The organism is Streptomyces sp. NPDC012466 (genome assembly GCF_042955215.1).
In the GTDB taxonomy this organism is placed as follows: Bacteria; Actinomycetota; Actinomycetes; order Streptomycetales; family Streptomycetaceae; genus Streptomyces.
In genome coordinates this window covers 58,172-75,557 of record NZ_JBIBEQ010000006.1, presented here as the reverse complement: position 1 = coordinate 75,557, position 17,386 = coordinate 58,172, and the positions used below count along the sequence as shown (strand labels likewise).

Below are 17,386 nucleotides of genomic sequence, written 5' to 3'. Positions count from 1 at the left end.
CCCCGGCCGGCACCGAAGGGGTACCCCATGTCGTACGACAACCTGGCCGGCCGCACCGCCGTCGTCACCGGAGCCGCGAGCGGGATCGGCGAAGCCGTCGCCGTCCTGCTGGCCGCCCGTGGCGCCCGGGTGGCGCTGCTGGCCCGGCGCGCGGAACGGCTGACGGCCACCGCCGAGAAGATCCGGGGCGAGGGCGGGCAGGCCCTGGCCGTCGTCGCGGACGTCACGGACGAGGAGTCCGTGGCGGCCGCCGCCGACCGCGTCCACGAGGAGTACGGGACCGTCGACCTGGTCGTGAACGCCGCGGGCGTCATGCTGCCCCACCCGATCGACGCCCGGCGCGCCGACGAGTGGCAGCGGATGCTCGACACCAACGTCGCCGGGGTGCTGCGGATCATCGGCGCCTTCACCGCCGACCTGGTGGGCACCGCCGCGGACGGGCGTACGGCCGACATCGTGAACATCTCGTCCATCGCCGCGCACGTCGGCTTCCCGAACTACGCGGTGTACGGCGCGACCAAGGCGGCCGTCACCTATCTGTCGGAGACCCTGCGCGGGGAGTTCGGGCCGCGGGACGTCCGGGTCACCAACATCGAGCCCGGGATCGTCGAGAGCGAGCTGCGCACGCACATCACCGACGCGGAACTGGCCCGGCAGGTGGCGGGCATCGTGGACGAGGTGGGCGCGCTGTCCGCCGAGGAACTCGCCGACCTGGTCGCCTATGCGACGAGCCGGCCGCGCCGGGTCAATCTGCGGCAGATCGTCGCGCTGCCGACCCGTCAGGTCTGACCCGGGCCGGAACGGGGGCGCTCAGTCCTCCCAGCCGCTGTCCCGGGAGGACTTGCGGCGGCCGAACAGGTTCGGGTTGGTGCGGGCCGCCTGGACGACGTTGACGCCGACGATGCCCGCCCAGGCGGCGAGCAGGCCGGGCAGCTGGGCCACGCCCCCGCCGATCGCGGACAGCGGCACCGCGAGGACCAGGGAGACGAGCCCGAACCCGAACCGCTCGCCCCAGGAGTCCGTGGCCCTCGGCGAGCGGGAGTCCCGGGCCGTCTGCATCTGCTGCTCGGCGAACTGCCGGCGCACCCGGCGCTCCACCGCGCCGTCGATCCGCTGGTCGACCTTCTCCAGAAAGGAGTCGACCAGCGCCGACTCGTACTCGTCGCCCAGATCCCTGCGTGCGTGCAGGGTGGCATCGAGTTCCCTCTTCAGGTCGGTGTCCCGCGCGTCCATTCCCGTCATGCCGTCCACGGTAGAAAGGGGCGGCGCCGCCCGCACTGGGGTTAGCCCCCCTGTCGGCCCAGGGGTTTTCCCGTCGCAGCGACGGAGAGCCGCCGCTGAAGACGAGAGTCGACCAGTGGGGACGCCGGCCGGCGCACCCTTCGCGCACCATGCCGCGGTACCGATGACCGCCGCGGCGATCGGGGGGGCCAAGCCCAGTTCAGAACGCCATGTGAGGGAGATGGCGAAGAGCCGGTCGTGGTTGTCCGACTCCAGCACTATTCGGCCCAACTCCCCATCCACCTACGGTGGGAGAGAAACACGGCTCTGTGGAGGGATCAAACCGCTTTCCGCGCACGGCAGGGTGAGTGCGTCCCCGTACGCATCGGCCCAAGGACTCAACGCACGTGCGCAACAGTCGAATAGCCCTTCTTCTTGCGGTCGGCGCCGTCACCCCGCTGGTGCCCGCGCTGACACCCGCCCCCGCATCCGCCGCCGAGAACCCCCTCCGCCCCTACCTCCAGCAGAAACCGGCCTGGCACCGCTGCGACAGCGCGCTGCCCGCCTCGCTCCAGTGCGCCACGATCAAAGTGCCGCTCGACTACGGAAGACCGGGCGCCAAGAGACTCGACCTCGCCATATCCAGGATGAAGACGAGCACCAGGAAGGATCGGCGCGGCGTGCTTCTGCTCAACCCGGGTGGACCGGGCGGGCCGGGCGTCGACATGCCGCAGTACCTGGCCGGCGAACTGCCGAAGGCCGTGAAGAACAAGTACGACCTCGTCGGCTTCGACCCGCGGGGCATCGGCCGGAGTTCCCCCGTCGGCTGTGGCCTGACGTCCGACGAGCGGAACTGGGAACGGCCGTACAAAGCCGAGACGTTCACCAAGGACGTGAAGTGGGCCCGGACCGTCGCCGAGAAGTGCGACAAGAAGCAGGGCGACAAGCTCCGCCACATCACCACCCGCAACACCGCCCGGGACATGGACGTCATCCGCGCCGTGCTCGGCGAGAAGAAGATCTCCTACCTCGGATACTCCTACGGCACCTACCTCGGCGCCGTCTACACGCAGATGTTCCCGAAGCGCACCGACCGCTTCGTGCTGGACAGTGCCGTCGACCCGGCCCGGGTCTGGCGCGGGATGATCCAGGTCTGGGCGGAGGGCGCCGAGCCCGCCTTCACCCGATGGACCGAGTGGACCGCGGCGCGGCATGCCACCTACAAGCTGGGCGGCACTCCCGAAGCGGTCCGCACGGCCTTCTACGGTCTGGTCGCCCAGGCCGACCGCAAGCCGATCGACCTCGACGGCACGCTGCTGACCGGTGACGACATCCGTCTCGGCCTCCGGGGCATGTTCTTCAGTACGCGCGAAGCCGCCGAAGCGGTGGCCGAGCTGAAGAAGGCCGCCGCCGGAGCTCCCCCGCCCGCCGACCGGGAGCTCACAACGCCCGAGCCCGTTCCGCCGTCCTTCGGCCGGGCCGTGCCCGAGGACAACGGCGACGCCGGCTTCTGGGCCGTCGTGTGCGCCGACGCCCGTGCCTGGCCGCGCGACCCGGAGCAGTACCGCAAGGACGCGATCCGGGACAAGGCCAGGTACCCGCTGTACGGCGACTTCGCCTCCCACATCAAGCCGTGCGCCTTCTGGAAGAAGAGCGGCAGCGAGCCCGCCACCAGGATCGGCAACAAGGTGGGCGCGCTGATCCTGCAGAACGAGTGGGACTCCCAGACGCCGCTGACCAGTGGTCAAGGCCTGCGCCGCGCGATGAAGGGCGCCAAGATGGTCACGGTCGCCGGAGGCGTCGGACACGGCATCTACGGAACCAAGTCGTGCGCCGACAAGACGGCCACCGCCTACCTGACCACCGGCAAGCTCCCCACGAAGGACCTGACCTGCAAGGCCGCTCCGGCCCCGGACGAGCGCCGCGCCCCCAACCGGCTGCCGCTCCCGACACCTCCGGGCATCCCGGGGATGGTCAGCCGCTTCTGATACCGGAGGTGCCCCGGAGGGCATCGGCGGTTCAGGAGCCCGGCGGCTCGATGCCGCAGGCTCCTGAACCGGTCCTCCCGGCCTCAGCCGATCTGGATCTGGCCGTTCGCTTCGGCGGCCGGCGTCGTCGCGGCCTGCGCTTCGCCGTTGCGCTGGGTGATGCCCTTCAGCAACTCGGCGAGGTCGACTCCCGTGGTGGAGCTGAGGAGTTCCATGCCCTGCGCGACGTTGTCGGCGACCGTGCGCGAGAGTTGGCTCGCGCCGTCCGTGGAGATGACAGTCATCTTGTCCACGGCGCTCAGCGGCTCGGACGCCTTGGCCACCACCTGCGGCAGCACCTCGACCAGCATCTGCAGCACAGCCGCGTCGCCGTACTGCCCGAAGGCGTCGGCCTTCTTGCGCATCGCCTCGGCCTCGGCCGCACCCTTGGCGCCGATCGCGGACGCCTCCGCCTCGCCCTCCAGCCGGACCGCCTCGGCGATCGCCGCGCGCCGGGACCGCTCCGCCTCGCCCTGCTTCTGGCCCTCGACTGCCTCCGCCTCGGCCAGCGCACTGCGGCGCTGCTTCTCGCCCTCACCGGTCAGACGGGCGCGCTCCGCCTCCGCCTGCGCGGCGGCGATCTCGGCCAGCCGCTCGGCCTCGGCCTGCTTGACCCGGGCCACCCGCTTGGCCTCGGCCTCCTGTTCGGCGGCATAGCGCTGGGCGTCGGCGGGCTTGCGGACCTGGGTGTCGAGCTGGCGATCGGTCAGCGCGGCCTGCCGTTCGGCGACCTTCTCCTGCTGGGTGAGGATCTCCTGCTGCCGGGCCGCCTCCGCGAGCGGGCCGGCGGCGGCCGCGCGGGCGGCGGCCTCGTCGGTCTCGGCCTTGATCTCCGCCTGCTTGAGGTAGAAGGTCCGCTGGGCGATCGCGATCTCCTCCTCGGCCTTCAGCCGGGCCTGCTCGGCCGCGCGCCGGGAGACCGCCTCGGCGATGTCGGCCTCCTGCTTGGCGCGGGCGGCCTCGGGACGGCCGAGGTCCTCCAGGTAGGAGCCCTCGGTGGTGATGTCCTGGATCTGGAAGGCGTCCAGCACCAATCCCTGCCCGGAGAGGCTGGCCTCGGCCTCCTCTGCGACCTGACCGGCGAAGGCGGCCCGGTCGCGGATGATGTCCTCCACCGACATCCGGCCCACGATCGCGCGCAGCGCTCCCGACAGCACCTCCTGGGTGAAGCCGACGATCCCGTCCTGCTGCATCAGAAACCGCTGGGCGGCGGCCCGGATCGCGTCCTCACTGCCGCCGACCTTGACGATCGCGACGCCCTCCAGATTGGCCTTCACCCCGCGCAACGTGACCGCGCCGCGCACGGCGACGGGGATGTGCCGGGAGGACAGGTCGAGGGTGAACTTCTGCTGCACGAACGGCACGACGAAGACCCCGCCGCCGACCACGACCTTCTGACCGCTGTTGTCGGTGAAGACCCGTCCGGTCTCCGGATCGGTGGCCTTCTTCCCGCGCCGCCCGGTGACGATGAACGCCTCACTCGGACCGGCGACCTTGTACCGGCTGACGACGACCAGCGCGATCAGTACGAGGAGTACGACGACTCCTCCGACCGCGATGACGACAGAACTCATGATGTTGCCCCCTCAGCCCTCCCTCAGGACGGCGTTCGACAAGAGTGTGTGAAGGTCAACGGCGCGACGGCACGGCCGGAGCGCGGCAGGAAGGAGCGAGCGGCTTCGCCCGGTCAGCGCTCCACCGGACGCACGGACACCGCCGACTGCGACAGTGCCTGCTCCACCCAGACCTCGGCTCCCCGCGCCACGGCAACCGGGCTCTTCGCGTAGAGCTTCACCGGCTGCCCGGCCCGGTGCACCAGCACCTCGCCATAGCCACCGGCGGGGATCGCGGTCACCACCGACCCGGACACGCCGACCAGGTCCTCGTCTCGCGGAGCGGCTCCGGAGGAGTCACCCATCAGCGCCCGGCTCAGGCGGTAGGCGAACCAGCCGGTCAGCACCCCGGCCGGCACCCCGATCAGCGTGGCCCCGACTGCGCCCAGCCCGGTCGTCCCCAGGACGATCGCCCCGGAGAAGCCCAGCATGGACACGAACCCGGCGATCACGGGTAGCGACAGCAGCCCGTCGAGCAGGCCGTCCAGAACAGCAGCCCCGTCGAGCAGCCCCTCGAGCACGCCGTCGAGGACGAACGACAGGGCAAGGAGGACGACCCCCGCAATGCCGAGCCCCAGAAACCAGGCCATCCGCGCACCCCGCCCCTCCTTGCGCTCCCCCGTTGTCGCAGGCATCGTCACACGCGGACACCGGACGGGACATTGCCTGCTTCCGGCAGTCTTCACGCGCCTTCAATGCCGCGCCCCGCACAGTCAGGGGCCCGCGGCTCAGGCCCCTCCGATGTTCCGCGTCTCTGCCCCGCCGCACTCGGCGCCCCGGCCGTCCTCCCGTCCGGCTTGCCGCTCTGCATATGCTCATGCAGAATCCTCAGCTACTGAATAGGCGAGGGGGAGCACGTCATGAGCGTGACCGACAGCCCTGCCGCGCGGTTGCAGGCGCTCTTCGAGGGTCACCGGCTGACGCCGACCCAGCGGCGTATCGCGCACAGCATGGTGCGACGCGCCGCCGACGTGCCGTTCCTGTCGAGCGTGGAGCTCGCCGAGCTGGCCGGGGTCAGCCAGCCGTCCGTGACCCGCTTCGCCGTCGCCCTCGGCTTCGACGGTTACCCCGCCCTGCGCCGGCATCTGCGCGAGGTCGCGCCCGCCGAACCCGCCGCGGAGGCCGGGACCCACAACGAGTACCAGCAGGCCGTCGAGGCCGAGATCGCGAACCTGCGGCACCTGGCGGAGGCCCTGGCCGACCCCGCTCCCGTGCAGCGCGCGGGGCGGCTCCTCGCCGGCTCCCGCCCGCTCCTCGTCCTCGGCCTGCGCGCCGCGGCGGCCCAGGCGCACGGCTTCGCCTACTTCGCCGCCAAGGTCCACCCCGACGTCCGGCTGCTCGGCGAGGGCGGCACGATGCTCCAGGACCGCATCGACGCCGCCGTCCGGGCCGGCGCGACCGCACTGCTCTGCTTCGCGCTGCCCCGGCACCCCCGCGAGGTCGTCGACACCCTCGCCTACGCCAAGGAGGCCGGGCTGAGCGTCGTCACGGTCGCCGACTCCGCCTTCGCACCCGTCGCCAAGGTGTCCGACCTGCTGCTGCCCGCCGCGGTCGGCACCGGCCTCGCCTTCGACACGGCCTGTGCGCCGATGCTGCTCGGCCGGGTGCTGCTGGAGGCCATGTGCGACGACCTGCCCCAGGCCCAGTCCCGCCTGGAGGAGTTCGACACGAAGGCGGCGGCGCGGGGCCTGTTCGTCGACTGACGGCACGCGCGGTGTCTTCTCAGATTCGTCTCACGATGCGTCGCTAACGTACGTCTTCCAAAGGCTTCGGAGACCGAACGGAGGCTGGACATGACGCGTGGAGGACAGGGGCTGGCCCGGGTGGCCGTCGTCGTACGGGCCGGGGCGGCCCCGCTGTGGTGGCTGGGCGCTCTCGCGGCGGGCATCGGTTCGCTGGCGCCCGGCCTGACCGGACGCCGCATCGGCGTCCTGGCCGGGGCGGCGCTCTTCGTCCTGGCGGCGGCCGTCGTGGCCGGCGGCCGCCGCAAGCGCTACGCGGCCCTGGCCGCCTCGGCGTCCCGCGCGGGCAAGCACGACGTGCTGCAGGACCGCGCGGTCACGGTACGCAACTGGCGCCGGGGCCACCGCTGGTGGCTCCTCCTCGCCTTCCTCGCCGCCCTGGGCAGCGCCTTCGCCGTCCCGGCGGCCGGGGGCATGCTCCTGGCCGGGTGCGGCGCGGGCCTGTGGCTCAAGTCGGCCTGGCTGGGCCGCCGGGAGCGGGACGGCGAGGCGTTGCTGTGGGTCCGCGTGGACTGGCTGCGCGGGGGCGCGGCACACCCGGCCGGCAAGCGGGTGAAGGCGTACCGCAGCACGGGCATCGCGGCGGGAGACGCGGCCCCGGGAGGCGCACGAAAGAAGTCACCGGCGCTGGTGTGACGGCTCAGGGGCCCGGGGATCTGCGCGCCCCTGCCATGACGCGCCTGCGGGGCGGGCAGCTCCTCCCGTCGAGCTCCGACGGGCCTGTGGCCCCGGGGGACTGCCCGGCCTGTCACGACGCGTCCGCGGTGCGGGGCGTTGCCCGTTGAGCCGCGGTGCGTCTGTGGCCCCGGGGAACTGTGCGGCCCGTCACGATGCGCCTGGGCTCGAGGGGACTGCGCGGCCTGTCACGACGCGTCCGCGGTGCGGGGCGTTGCCCGTTGAGCCGCGGTGCGTCTGTGGCCCCGGGGGAACTGTGCGGCTCGTCACGATGCGCCTGGGCCCGGGGGACTGCGCGGCCTGTCAGGGACGCGTCCGCGGTGCGGGGCGTTGCCCGTTGAGCCGCGATGAGCCTGTGGCCCAGAGGCGCTGCCCGTCGAGCCCCGATGCGCCTGTGGCCCCCGAGGCGCTGGCCGCCCAGCCGCGACGCGCCTGTGGCCCCCGAGGCGCTGGCCGCCCAGCCGCGACGCGCCTGTGGCCCCCGGGGCGTTGCCCGTCGAGCCCCGACGCGTCCGCGGCCCGGGGGGCTACGCAGGCCCGAACGGCGGCTGCGTCAACGCGTCCGCCTGCGCCCCGCCGGACTCGGCGACGACCTCCTCCACGGTCTGCGCCCGCCGCACCACCGCGAAGCGCCCCTGGGGCCCGAACCCGTACACCCCGGGCCGTACCAGCGAGTTGTACCCGTAGTGATGCGCGAAGTAATACGCCCCGGTGTCCAGCGCCGCCGCGTAATCCCCCTGCTCCAGCAGTGGCATGGACCGCGCCTCGGCCAGCAGGTCCCCCGCGAAGCAGGCCGGCCCCGCCACGTCCTGCACCACCACCGGCCCGTCCTTCGGCCGTCCCTTCGCGTCGTAGGCGGAGATCCGCAACGGCCAGCTCCCCGGCGCGTAGACCGTCCGCGCGGCCACCTGCACCCCGGCATGGGTCACCGCCACCGCCCGGCCGCCGGAGGCCTTCGCGTACTCGACCCGCGCCACCACCGTCCCGTGCTTCGCCAGCAGTGACCGCCCGAACTCGGTGACCAGCCCGTACCGCCCGTCGAACAGCCCCGGCACCTCCTCGGCCAGCAGCCGCGCGTACTGGGCGTAGGTCGGGGCCGTCGCGTCCGACGCGAAGTTCACCGGCAGGCCGCCGCCGATGTCGAGCGTGTCGACCTGGTGCCGCCCGGCCCGCCGGTTGATCTCCTCCGCCAGGGCGTACGTCTCCGCCACGCCCCGCGCCATCAGGGCCAGCGGGATGCCCTGGGACCCGGTGTGCGCGTGCAGCCGCGTCAGCCACGGCCGGTCCAGATACGCCTGGACCACCCACTCCCGGGCGCCCTCGTCGCGCAGGGCCACCCCGAACTTCGAGGTGGCCGTCGCCGTGGACAACGCCTCGATGGAACCCCCGCCGACCTGCGGGTTCACCCGGATCCCGAGGGGCGAGCGACTCACCGCCGTCTGCGTCAGGGCGTCGATGCGGGCCAGCTCCTGCGGATTGTCCGCGTTGACGGCGATGCCCAGGGCCAGCGCCTCGCGCAGCTCGGCCGGGGTCTTCGCGGGGGAGTCGAGCACCGTCGCCTCCGGCGGCATGCCCGCCGCCCGCGCCAGGGCCAGCTCGCCGGGGCTCGCGACCTCCGCGCCGAGGCCGGCCTCGCGCAGCAGCCGCAGCACCGGCACCAGCGGGGTCGCCTTCACCGCGAAGGCGTGCAGCACGGGCGTACCCGGTGCCACCACCGCGTCGAACGCCGCCCGCAGCCGAGCCGCCGACTCCCGGATGCCGGTGACGTCCAGCAGCCCGACGATGGGGCTGTCGGGCCCGAGCAGCCCTTGCTCCACGGCGGCCCGCACCGCCTCGTCCCGCCGGGCCGCCCGACCGGCCCCGGTGTCGTCCGTTTCCTCCGCCTCGATGTGTGCGCTCATGCATCCAGCCAAACATCCACGGCTTCGCCGCGCCGACCCCCCGACGTATTGACTAGCTCTATTCATGAGGCCAGGATGTGAATAGAAGCAGCAACATTCCGCCGGGAGCACCCACCAGGAGGCAGACCATGTCAGGACCCCGCCCCGTCCGAGCACCGCGCGGCACGGAACCGAGCGCCCTGGGATGGCAGCAGGAAGCCGCCCTGCGGATGCTGCAGAACAACCTCGACCCGGAGGTCGCCGAGCACCCCGACAAGCTCGTCGTCTACGGCGGCACCGGCAAGGCGGCGCGCGACTGGCGCTCCTTCGACGCGATGGTGCGCACCCTCAAGGGGCTGAAGCAGGACGAGACCATGCTGGTCCAGTCCGGCCGGCCCGTGGGGGTCATGCAGACCCACGAGTGGGCCCCGCGCGTCCTCATCGCCAACTCCAACCTCGTCGGCGACTGGGCCAACTGGGAGGAGTTCCGCCGCCTGGAACAGCTCGGCCTGACCATGTACGGGCAGATGACCGCCGGCTCCTGGATCTACATCGGCACCCAGGGCATCCTCCAGGGCACCTACGAGACCTTCGCCGCCGTCGCCGCGAAGAAGTTCGGCGGGACGCTGGCCGGCACCATCACCCTGACCGCCGGTCTCGGCGGCATGGGCGGTGCCCAGCCGCTCGCCGTGACGATGAACGACGGTGTGGCGATCTGCATCGACTGCGACCCGCGCGCCATCGAGCGGCGCATCGAGCACCGGTACCTCGATGTGAAGGCCGACTCCCTGGACCACGCCCTCCGGCTGGCGACCGAGGCGCGCGACGCCCGCCGCCCCCTCTCCATCGGCCTCCTCGGCAACGCGGCCGAGCTGGTGCCGCAGCTCCTCGCCATGGGCGCGCCCATCGACATCGTGACGGACCAGACCTCGGCCCACGACCCGCTGGCCTACCTGCCGCTGGGCACCGCCTTCGAGGACATGGCCGACGCCGCCGCCAAGGACCCGGCCGGCTTCACCACCCGGGCCCGCGAGTCCATGGCCCGGCACGTGGAGGCCATGGTCGGCTTCATGGACGCCGGCGCCGAGGTCTTCGACTACGGCAACTCCATCCGCGGCGAGGCCCGACTGGCCGGATACGACCGGGCCTTCGCCTTCCCCGGCTTCGTCCCCGCCTACATCCGCCCGCTGTTCTGCGAGGGCAAGGGCCCCTTCCGCTGGGCCGCTCTGTCCGGCGAGGCCTCCGACATCGCCAAGACCGACAAGGCGATCCTGGACCTCTTCCCGGAGAACGAGTCCCTCGCCCGCTGGATCAAGATGGCCGGCGAACGCGTCCACTTCCAGGGCCTGCCCGCCCGGATCTGCTGGCTCGGCTACGGCGAGCGGGACAAGGCCGGTGAGCGGTTCAACGACATGGTCGCGAGCGGGGAGCTGGCCGCGCCGGTCGTCATCGGCCGCGACCACCTCGACTGCGGTTCCGTGGCGTCCCCCTACCGGGAGACCGAGGCCATGCTCGACGGGTCCGACGCGATCGCCGACTGGCCGCTGCTGAACGCCATGGTGAACGTGGCGTCCGGGGCGTCCTGGGTGTCGATCCACCACGGCGGCGGCGTCGGGATGGGGCGGTCGATCCACGCGGGACAGGTGACCGTCGCCGACGGCACGGCGCTCGCGGGCGAGAAGATCCGCCGGGTGCTCACGAACGACCCCGGCATGGGCGTCATCCGGCACGTCGACGCCGGGTACGACATCGCGGAGTCGGTCGCGGGGGAGCGGGGCGTGCGGGTCCCGATGCGCGAGGGTGACGACGCGTGAGCTTCCACAGCATGTGGGCGGAGCTGCTGCCGGTCGGCCGCAGTTCCGCCTCCGGCGGCTACCGGCGCTTCGCCTGGACGGACGCCGACGCCGACTGCCGGGCCTGGTTCGAGGACCAGGCCCGCTCGCGAGGCCTCGCCCACGAGGTCGACCGCAACGGCAACCAGTGGGCCTGGCTCGGGGACCCCGCCGCCGGGGACGCCGTCGTCACCGGTTCGCACCTAGACTCCGTGCCGGACGGCGGCGCCTTCGACGGCCCCCTCGGAGTCGTGTCCGCCTTCGCCGCGCTGGACGAACTGCGCGCCAGGGACGTCCGCCTCACCCGGCCCCTCGGCATCGTGAACTTCGGTGACGAGGAAGGCGCCCGCTTCGGACTCGCCTGCGTGGGGTCCCGGCTCACCGCCGGGCAGCTCACCCGTGAGCAGGCACACCTGCTCACCGACGGCGACGGCGTGTCGCTGCCGCGCGCCATGGAGGCCGCCGGACACGACCCCGACGCCATCGGCGCCGACCCCGAACGGCTCGCCCGCATCGGCGCCTTCGTCGAACTGCACGTCGAGCAGGGCCGGGCCCTGGACCTGTCCGGCGACCGGGTCGGCATCGCCAGCGCGATCTGGCCGCACGGCCGGTGGCGGTTCGACTTCCGGGGCGAGGCCAACCACGCCGGCACCACCCGGCTCGCCGACCGGCACGACCCCATGCTGTCCTACGCCGAGACCGTCCTCGCCGCCCGGCGCGAGGCGGAACTCGCCGGAGCCGTCGCCACCTTCGGCAAGATCACCGTGGAGCCCAACGGCGTCAACGCCATCCCCTCCCTCGTGCGCGGCTGGCTCGACTCCCGCGCCGAGGACCAGAGGAGCCTGGACACCGTGGTCGGCGGCATCGAGAAGGCGGCCCGGAGTTACGCGGACGCGCACGGCATCGACCTCGACATCGTCCGCGAGTCGTTCACCCCCGTCGTCGAGTTCGACCACGCCCTGCGCGACGAACTGGCCCGCATCCTCGGCACGGACACCGGCCTCACGGTCCCCGTCCTCGGCACCGGCGCGGGACACGACGCCGGGATCCTGTCCGGGAGCATCCCGACCGCCATGCTGTTCGTGCGCAACCCCACCGGCGTCTCCCACTCCCCGGCCGAGTCCGCGAGCGAGGACGACTGCGTGGCCGGGGTACTCGCACTCGCCGACGTACTGGAAGGACTGGCGTGCAGGTGACGACAGCAGCCGCGCGGACGTACTGGCTGGAGCACGCCTGGCTCGGCACGCATGTCGAGCCGGGCGTCGCCCTCGACGTCCGGGACGGTCGCATCACCGCCGTCCGCACCGGCACCCCCGCCCCGCCGCCCGGCGCCGAGGTCCTGCGCGGCCTCACCCTCCCCGGCCTGGCCAACGCCCACAGCCACGCCTTCCACCGGGCCCTGCGCGGCACCGTCCAGGTCGGCTCCGGCACCTTCTGGACCTGGCGCGAGGTCATGTACGCCACGGCCGCCCGGCTCACCCCGGACAGCTACCACGCCCTCGCCCGCGCCGTGTACGCCGAGATGGCCCTGGCCGGCATCACCGCGGTCGGCGAGTTCCACTACGTGCACCACGCCCCCGGCGGCACCCCCTACGCCGACCCCAACGCCATGGGCGAGGCCCTCATCGCGGCCGCCGCCGAAGCCGGGATCCGCATCACCCTCCTCGACACCGCCTACCTCTCCTCCGGCTTCGGGCAGCCGCCCACCGACCCCCAGCTCCGCTTCTCCGACGGCACCGCGGACGCCTGGGCCGAACGCTGTTCAGTTCTCAAGGAACGGGATCACGCGCGGATCGGTGCGGCGATCCACTCCGTACGGGCCGTACCCGCCGGCCAGTTGGCGACCGTCGCGCGGTGGGCCGGGGAACGGCGGGCCCCGCTCCATGTGCACCTGTCGGAGCAGACCGCCGAGAACGACGCCTGCCGGGAGGCCCACGGCCGCACCCCGACGCGGCTGCTCGCCGACCACGGGGTGCTCGGGCCGCTCACCACCGGCGTCCACAACACCCACCTCACCGACGAGGACATCGCCCTCCTCGGCGGCAGCGGCACCGGCACCTGCATGTGCCCGACCACCGAGCGGGATCTCGCCGACGGCATCGGACCCGCCGTCGCCCTCCAGCGGGCCGGCTCGCCGCTCAGTCTCGGCTCCGACAGCCACGCCGTGATCGACCTGCTCGAAGAAGCGCGGGCCATGGAGCTGAACGAACGGCTGCGCACCCGCACCCGGGGTCACTGGACGGCGGCGGCCCTCCTGCGGGCGGCCTCGGCCGACGGCCACGCCGCCCTCGGCTGGGCGGACGCGGGCGTCCTGGAGACCGGCGCGCTCGCCGACTTCACCACCATCGCCCTCGACTCGGTCAGGACGGCAGGGCCGCTTCCGCGGCTCGGGGCCGAGACGGCCGTATTCGCCGCGTCGGCAGCGGACGTGTCGCATACGGTCGTGGCAGGCCGGCACGTCGTACGGGACGGGGTCCACCGCCTCGTGCCGGATGTGCCGCGAGCCCTCGCGGACGCCGTCGAAGCCCTGCGCGGATGACCCCGGGCCGCCCGCCCGCGCGGCCCGGCCCCGCCCCCGAACCCGATCCCACCGCCGACCAGGCCACCAAGGACGCCATGAGCAACGCGACGACCGTCAGCCCCGCCCACTCCGCGAGCACCGCAAGCACGCTCATCACGAACATCGCCAGTCTGGTCACCAACGACCCCTCCCTCGGATTCGAGAGTGGGGGAGGATCCCCCCTCGGACTGATCCAGGACGCGGCGGTCGCCATCGAAGGCGACCGCGTCGTGTGGACCGGTGAACGAAGCAAAGCACCCGCCACTGACAATCGGGTCGACGCGGGCGGCCGGGCCGTCCTCCCCGGCTTCGTGGACTCCCACTCCCACCTCGTCTTCGCGGGTGACCGGACGCAGGAGTTCAACGCCCGGATGTCCGGGCGGCCGTACAGCGCGGGCGGCATCCGCACCACCGTCGCGGCCACCCGGGCGGCGAGCGACGAGGAACTCGAAGCCAACGTCACCCGTTACCTCCGCGAGGCCCTCCGCCAGGGCACCACCACGTTCGAGACGAAGTCCGGCTACGGCCTGACCGTCGAGGACGAGGCCCGGGCCCTGCGCATCGCCGCCGCCCACACCGACGAGGTCACCTACCTCGGCGCCCACATCGTGCCGCCGGACCACGCCGAGGACCCGGCCGGCTATGTCGCCCTGGTCACCGGCGAGATGCTCGACGCCTGCGCCCCGCACGCCCGCTGGATCGACGTCTTCTGCGAGAAGGGCGCCTTCGACGGCGACCAGGCCCGCGCGATCCTCACCGCCGGAAAGGCGCGCGGCCTGCACCCCCGTATCCACGCCAACCAGCTCTCGTACGGCCCCGGAGTGCAGCTCGCGGTCGAGCTCGACGCCGCCAGCGCCGACCACTGCACCCACCTGACGGACGAGGACGTGGACGCCTTGGCGAACAGCCGCACGGTCGCCACCCTCCTGCCCGGCGCCGAGTTCTCCACCCGCGCCGAGTGGCCGGATGCCCGCCGTCTCCTCGACGCGGGTGTCACCGTGGCCCTGTCCACCGACTGCAACCCGGGCTCGTCCTTCACCTCTTCCGTCCCGTTCTGCATCGCGCTCGCCGTACGGGACATGGGCATGACCCCGGACGAGGCCGTCTGGTCGGCCACGGCGGGCGGTGCGGCGGCCCTGCGGCGCACCGACGTCGGCCGCCTCACCCCGGGCGCGTACGCCGACCTGACGCTCCTCGACGCCCCGAGCCACGTGCACCTGGCCTACCGGCCCGGCGTGCCGCTGGTCAGCGGTGTGTGGCGGCGCGGTGAGCGGGTGCTCTGACCCACGAAGGCACCCGAAGGTTGTGCGCGATTTCCATACCGTGCGCATCACGAGTGCATGACAAATCAGAGTTGACGATCCACCACACCAACCCGCTCCCCACATAACGGACTTGACCCCCTCCGTGGCGTGACGGAAGATCGCGCCAGTCGCTCCGCGCGCACCGAGACCATGCGCCGGCCACACGCGACGAGGGGGATTTTTTGGCATGGCCCCCGACGGGGGGTGCCGTTCCGTGCGCGGACGAGTCGGTGTGAGCCGTACACGCGCCACGATGACAGCGCTTTCCTCCCCGCCTCATTTTCCGGACGACAGGAGGAAGCAGCCCATGGCAGACGAGATGGTGCAGCGCGCCCAGAGATTCATCAACACCACGTACAACAACGGCGCGACGCTGGGCATATCCAAGCTGGACGAGAACGGCCAGACCGGCTGGCCCGTGATGTACGCGCTGACCCGGGCGCTCCAGTACGAGATGGGCATCACCACCCTGTCCGACTCCTTCGGCCCGACCACCCTCGCGAAGCTGGGGGAGCGCTACGGCAAGCTCGACGAGACGACCATCCCGTCGGCCAACTTCTGCCGCATCATCCAGTCCGCCCTGTACTGCAAGGGCTACGACGGCGGCGACATCGACGGCAAGTACAACGACCGGGTCAAGGCCTCGGTCGTGAAGCTGAACCAGAACATGGGCGTCTCCGGCACGTACCCGGGCAGCTCCCTGTGGCCCAAGGTGGTCAAGGGCCTGTTCAACATGGACGCCTACGTCACCGTCAACAACGGCTCGGACACCATCCGCACCATCCAGCAGTGGCTGAACGGCCGTTACGTCCTGCGCAAGGACTTCTACATCATCCCCTGCGACGGTCACCACTCCCGTGACGTCGCCAAGTCGATGCTGTTCGCGATCCAGTACGAGCTGGGCATGGCGGACGGCGTCGCCAACGGCGTCTTCGGGCCCGGCACGCAGTCCGGCCTGAAGAGCCACACCGTGTCGACCGGCACCACCGGTGTCTGGGCGCAGCTGTTCACCGCGGCCATGGTGCTGAACAAGCGCAACGTGCCGTTCGGCAACTTCACCTCCACGGTGCAGTCCGGCGTGGAGACCTTCCAGTCCTTCAGCAAGCTCCCGGTCACCGGCAAGGGCGACTTCCAGACCTGGGCCTCGCTGCTGGTCTCCTACGGCGACCAGTCCCGCAAGGGCACCGCCTGCGACGGCGTCACCAAGATCACGCCCGCCCGGGCGCAGGCCCTGAAGGACGCCGGCTACAAGTACATCGGCCGGTACCTCTTCAACCCCTCCACCACGGACCTGCCGGAGAAGCAGATCCAGCCGGGCGAGCTGGCCACCATCAAGGAATACGGGCTCAGCTGCTTCCCGATCTTCCAGACGTGGAGCCGGTCCGCCGACTACTTCAGCCCCAGCCAGGGCGCCGCCGACGCGTTCCGCGCGATCGAGTGGGCCAAGTACCACGGCTTCAAGGCCGGCACCATCATCTACTTCGCCGTCGACTACGACGCCATGGACGGCGAGGTCACGGACTACGTCATCCCGCACTTCCGCGGGGTCATGCGCACGATCGGCGAGAACTCCGGCTACGGCGTGGGCGTCTACGGTCCCCGCAACGTCTGCCAGCGCGTCGCGGACGCCGGGTACGCCGCGGCGAGCTTCGTCTCGGACATGTCCAGCGGCTTCTCCGGCAACCTCGGCTACCCGTTGCCGACCAACTGGGCGTTCGACCAGATCTCCACCGTCAAGGTTGGCTCCGGCGCCGGGCTGATCGAGATCGACAACAACATCGTCTCCGGCCGCGACTACGGCCAGAGCAACTTCGACGCCGGTGCCGACCTCGGCGGACTCGACACGAGACTGAACGAGACCGCGTACCGGAGCCTGATGCTCCAGGACGTGAAGGCCTACCTGGAATCGATCGGCGTCCCCGAGACCGGCGGTGACGGCTGGACCGACAAGGATTGGGCCAGCCTGGGGGGCATCTCCACCACCGAGGCGTTCAACGCCGTGGTGGACGCGGACTGGCTCTTCACCTCACTGGCCCGGACGCTGCGGATGCGCAAGGCCCTCATCCAGGCCCCGGTCCTGTGGGAACTGCGTAAGCTCAACCCTCTCGACTTCGCCTCCGACGCAGCGGTCAAGGCAGGTCAGATGGACGACTGCAGCACCGGGTGGGGACAGATCTTCGCCTCGACCGCCATCAAGGCCCGCAACTACTGCATCGGCGAAGGCATCATCAACGGCGAGGGGCTGGACTACACCTCCAAGACCGACCTCCGCAACGTCTGGGACAAGCTCCACAACGACGAGGAGTACAACGTCCGCACCGTCGCGTACGTGCTGCTCTGGAACTCGGATGTGCTGGGCATCGACCGGCCGGACCTGAGCGGCAACGTCAACGTCACTCAGGCGGTGCTCGCCCAGTACAACGGCACCGGCCCGGACGCCGAGCAGTACGGACGGGAGCTGATGGGCCTGTACAACGTCCTGGAGCAGTACAACGCGTTGTCGCGCGCCTAGTGACACAGGCGAACGAAGGA

13 protein-coding genes are annotated in these 17,386 nt (G+C 71.9%); 9 read left to right on the top strand and 4 right to left on the bottom strand.

The window, feature by feature from the left end; translation table 11 throughout:
* Positions 1–27 precede the first annotated feature (27 nt).
* Positions 28–789: an SDR family NAD(P)-dependent oxidoreductase gene (locus tag ACFY9E_RS22395; RefSeq protein WP_390986818.1), complete on the top strand. Its 762-nt coding sequence runs from the start codon at positions 28–30 to the stop codon at positions 787–789.
* Positions 790–810: 21 nt separating this feature from the next.
* On the opposite strand, the gene ACFY9E_RS22390 is transcribed toward ACFY9E_RS22395, so the two are convergent.
* The gene (locus ACFY9E_RS22390) at positions 811–1,233 is read right to left on the bottom strand and encodes a hypothetical protein (protein ID WP_390987603.1); all 423 of its coding nucleotides are present in this window, start codon (positions 1,231–1,233) and stop codon (positions 811–813) included.
* A 395-nt stretch (positions 1,234–1,628) separates the two neighbouring features.
* Here ACFY9E_RS22390 and ACFY9E_RS22385 point away from each other — a divergent pair, with 395 nt between their 5' ends.
* On the top strand, positions 1,629–3,209 hold the full coding sequence (locus ACFY9E_RS22385) for an alpha/beta fold hydrolase (RefSeq protein WP_390986815.1): 1,581 nt from the start codon (positions 1,629–1,631) through the stop codon (positions 3,207–3,209).
* A gap of 83 nt (positions 3,210–3,292) precedes the next feature.
* Here the strand turns inward: ACFY9E_RS22385 and ACFY9E_RS22380 are convergent, their stop codons facing one another.
* Positions 3,293–4,822, bottom strand: a complete 1,530-nt coding sequence (locus ACFY9E_RS22380) for an SPFH domain-containing protein (protein ID WP_390986812.1) — start codon at positions 4,820–4,822, stop codon at positions 3,293–3,295.
* 113 nt (positions 4,823–4,935) lie between these two features.
* Entirely contained in the window at positions 4,936–5,451 is a 516-nt protein-coding gene (locus tag ACFY9E_RS22375) for a hypothetical protein (protein WP_390986810.1), read from the bottom strand.
* 270 nt (positions 5,452–5,721) lie between these two features.
* On the opposite strand from ACFY9E_RS22375, the gene ACFY9E_RS22370 reads away from it, so the two are divergent.
* Both ACFY9E_RS22370 and ACFY9E_RS22365 read left to right on the top strand, forming a co-directional pair.
* Positions 5,722–6,564: a MurR/RpiR family transcriptional regulator gene (locus tag ACFY9E_RS22370; RefSeq protein ID WP_390986807.1), complete on the top strand. Its 843-nt coding sequence runs from the start codon at positions 5,722–5,724 to the stop codon at positions 6,562–6,564.
* 90 nt (positions 6,565–6,654) lie between these two features.
* The gene (locus tag ACFY9E_RS22365; protein ID WP_390986805.1) at positions 6,655–7,239 is read left to right on the top strand and encodes a hypothetical protein; all 585 of its coding nucleotides are present in this window, start codon (positions 6,655–6,657) and stop codon (positions 7,237–7,239) included.
* 566 nt (positions 7,240–7,805) lie between these two features.
* Here ACFY9E_RS22365 and ACFY9E_RS22360 read toward each other — a convergent pair.
* Positions 7,806–9,179 carry a diaminopimelate decarboxylase gene (locus ACFY9E_RS22360; protein WP_390986802.1) on the bottom strand — a complete coding sequence of 458 codons (1,374 nt, stop codon included), beginning with the start codon at positions 9,177–9,179 and terminating at the stop codon, positions 7,806–7,808.
* A gap of 128 nt (positions 9,180–9,307) precedes the next feature.
* Between ACFY9E_RS22360 and hutU the strand changes: the two genes are divergently transcribed.
* The 5 genes from hutU (at position 9,308) to ACFY9E_RS22335 (ending at position 17,366) form a co-directional block, all read left to right on the top strand.
* On the top strand, positions 9,308–10,972 hold the full coding sequence (gene hutU, locus ACFY9E_RS22355) for a urocanate hydratase (protein ID WP_390986800.1): 1,665 nt from the start codon (positions 9,308–9,310) through the stop codon (positions 10,970–10,972).
* Entirely contained in the window at positions 10,969–12,186 is a 1,218-nt protein-coding gene (locus ACFY9E_RS22350; protein WP_390986798.1) for an allantoate amidohydrolase, read from the top strand. Before hutU ends, ACFY9E_RS22350 begins: the two co-directional genes overlap by 4 nt.
* Positions 12,177–13,529 carry a formimidoylglutamate deiminase gene (locus ACFY9E_RS22345; RefSeq protein ID WP_390986796.1) on the top strand — a complete coding sequence of 451 codons (1,353 nt, stop codon included), beginning with the start codon at positions 12,177–12,179 and terminating at the stop codon, positions 13,527–13,529. The genes ACFY9E_RS22350 and ACFY9E_RS22345 overlap by 10 nt, the downstream gene beginning before the upstream one ends.
* Positions 13,526–14,833, top strand: coding sequence for an imidazolonepropionase (gene hutI, locus ACFY9E_RS22340; protein WP_390986793.1), 1,308 nt, complete (start codon positions 13,526–13,528; stop codon positions 14,831–14,833). The genes ACFY9E_RS22345 and hutI overlap by 4 nt, the downstream gene beginning before the upstream one ends.
* A gap of 328 nt (positions 14,834–15,161) precedes the next feature.
* On the top strand, positions 15,162–17,366 hold the full coding sequence (locus tag ACFY9E_RS22335; protein WP_390986791.1) for a glycoside hydrolase domain-containing protein: 2,205 nt from the start codon (positions 15,162–15,164) through the stop codon (positions 17,364–17,366).
* The last annotated feature ends 20 nt before the right edge of the window (positions 17,367–17,386 follow it).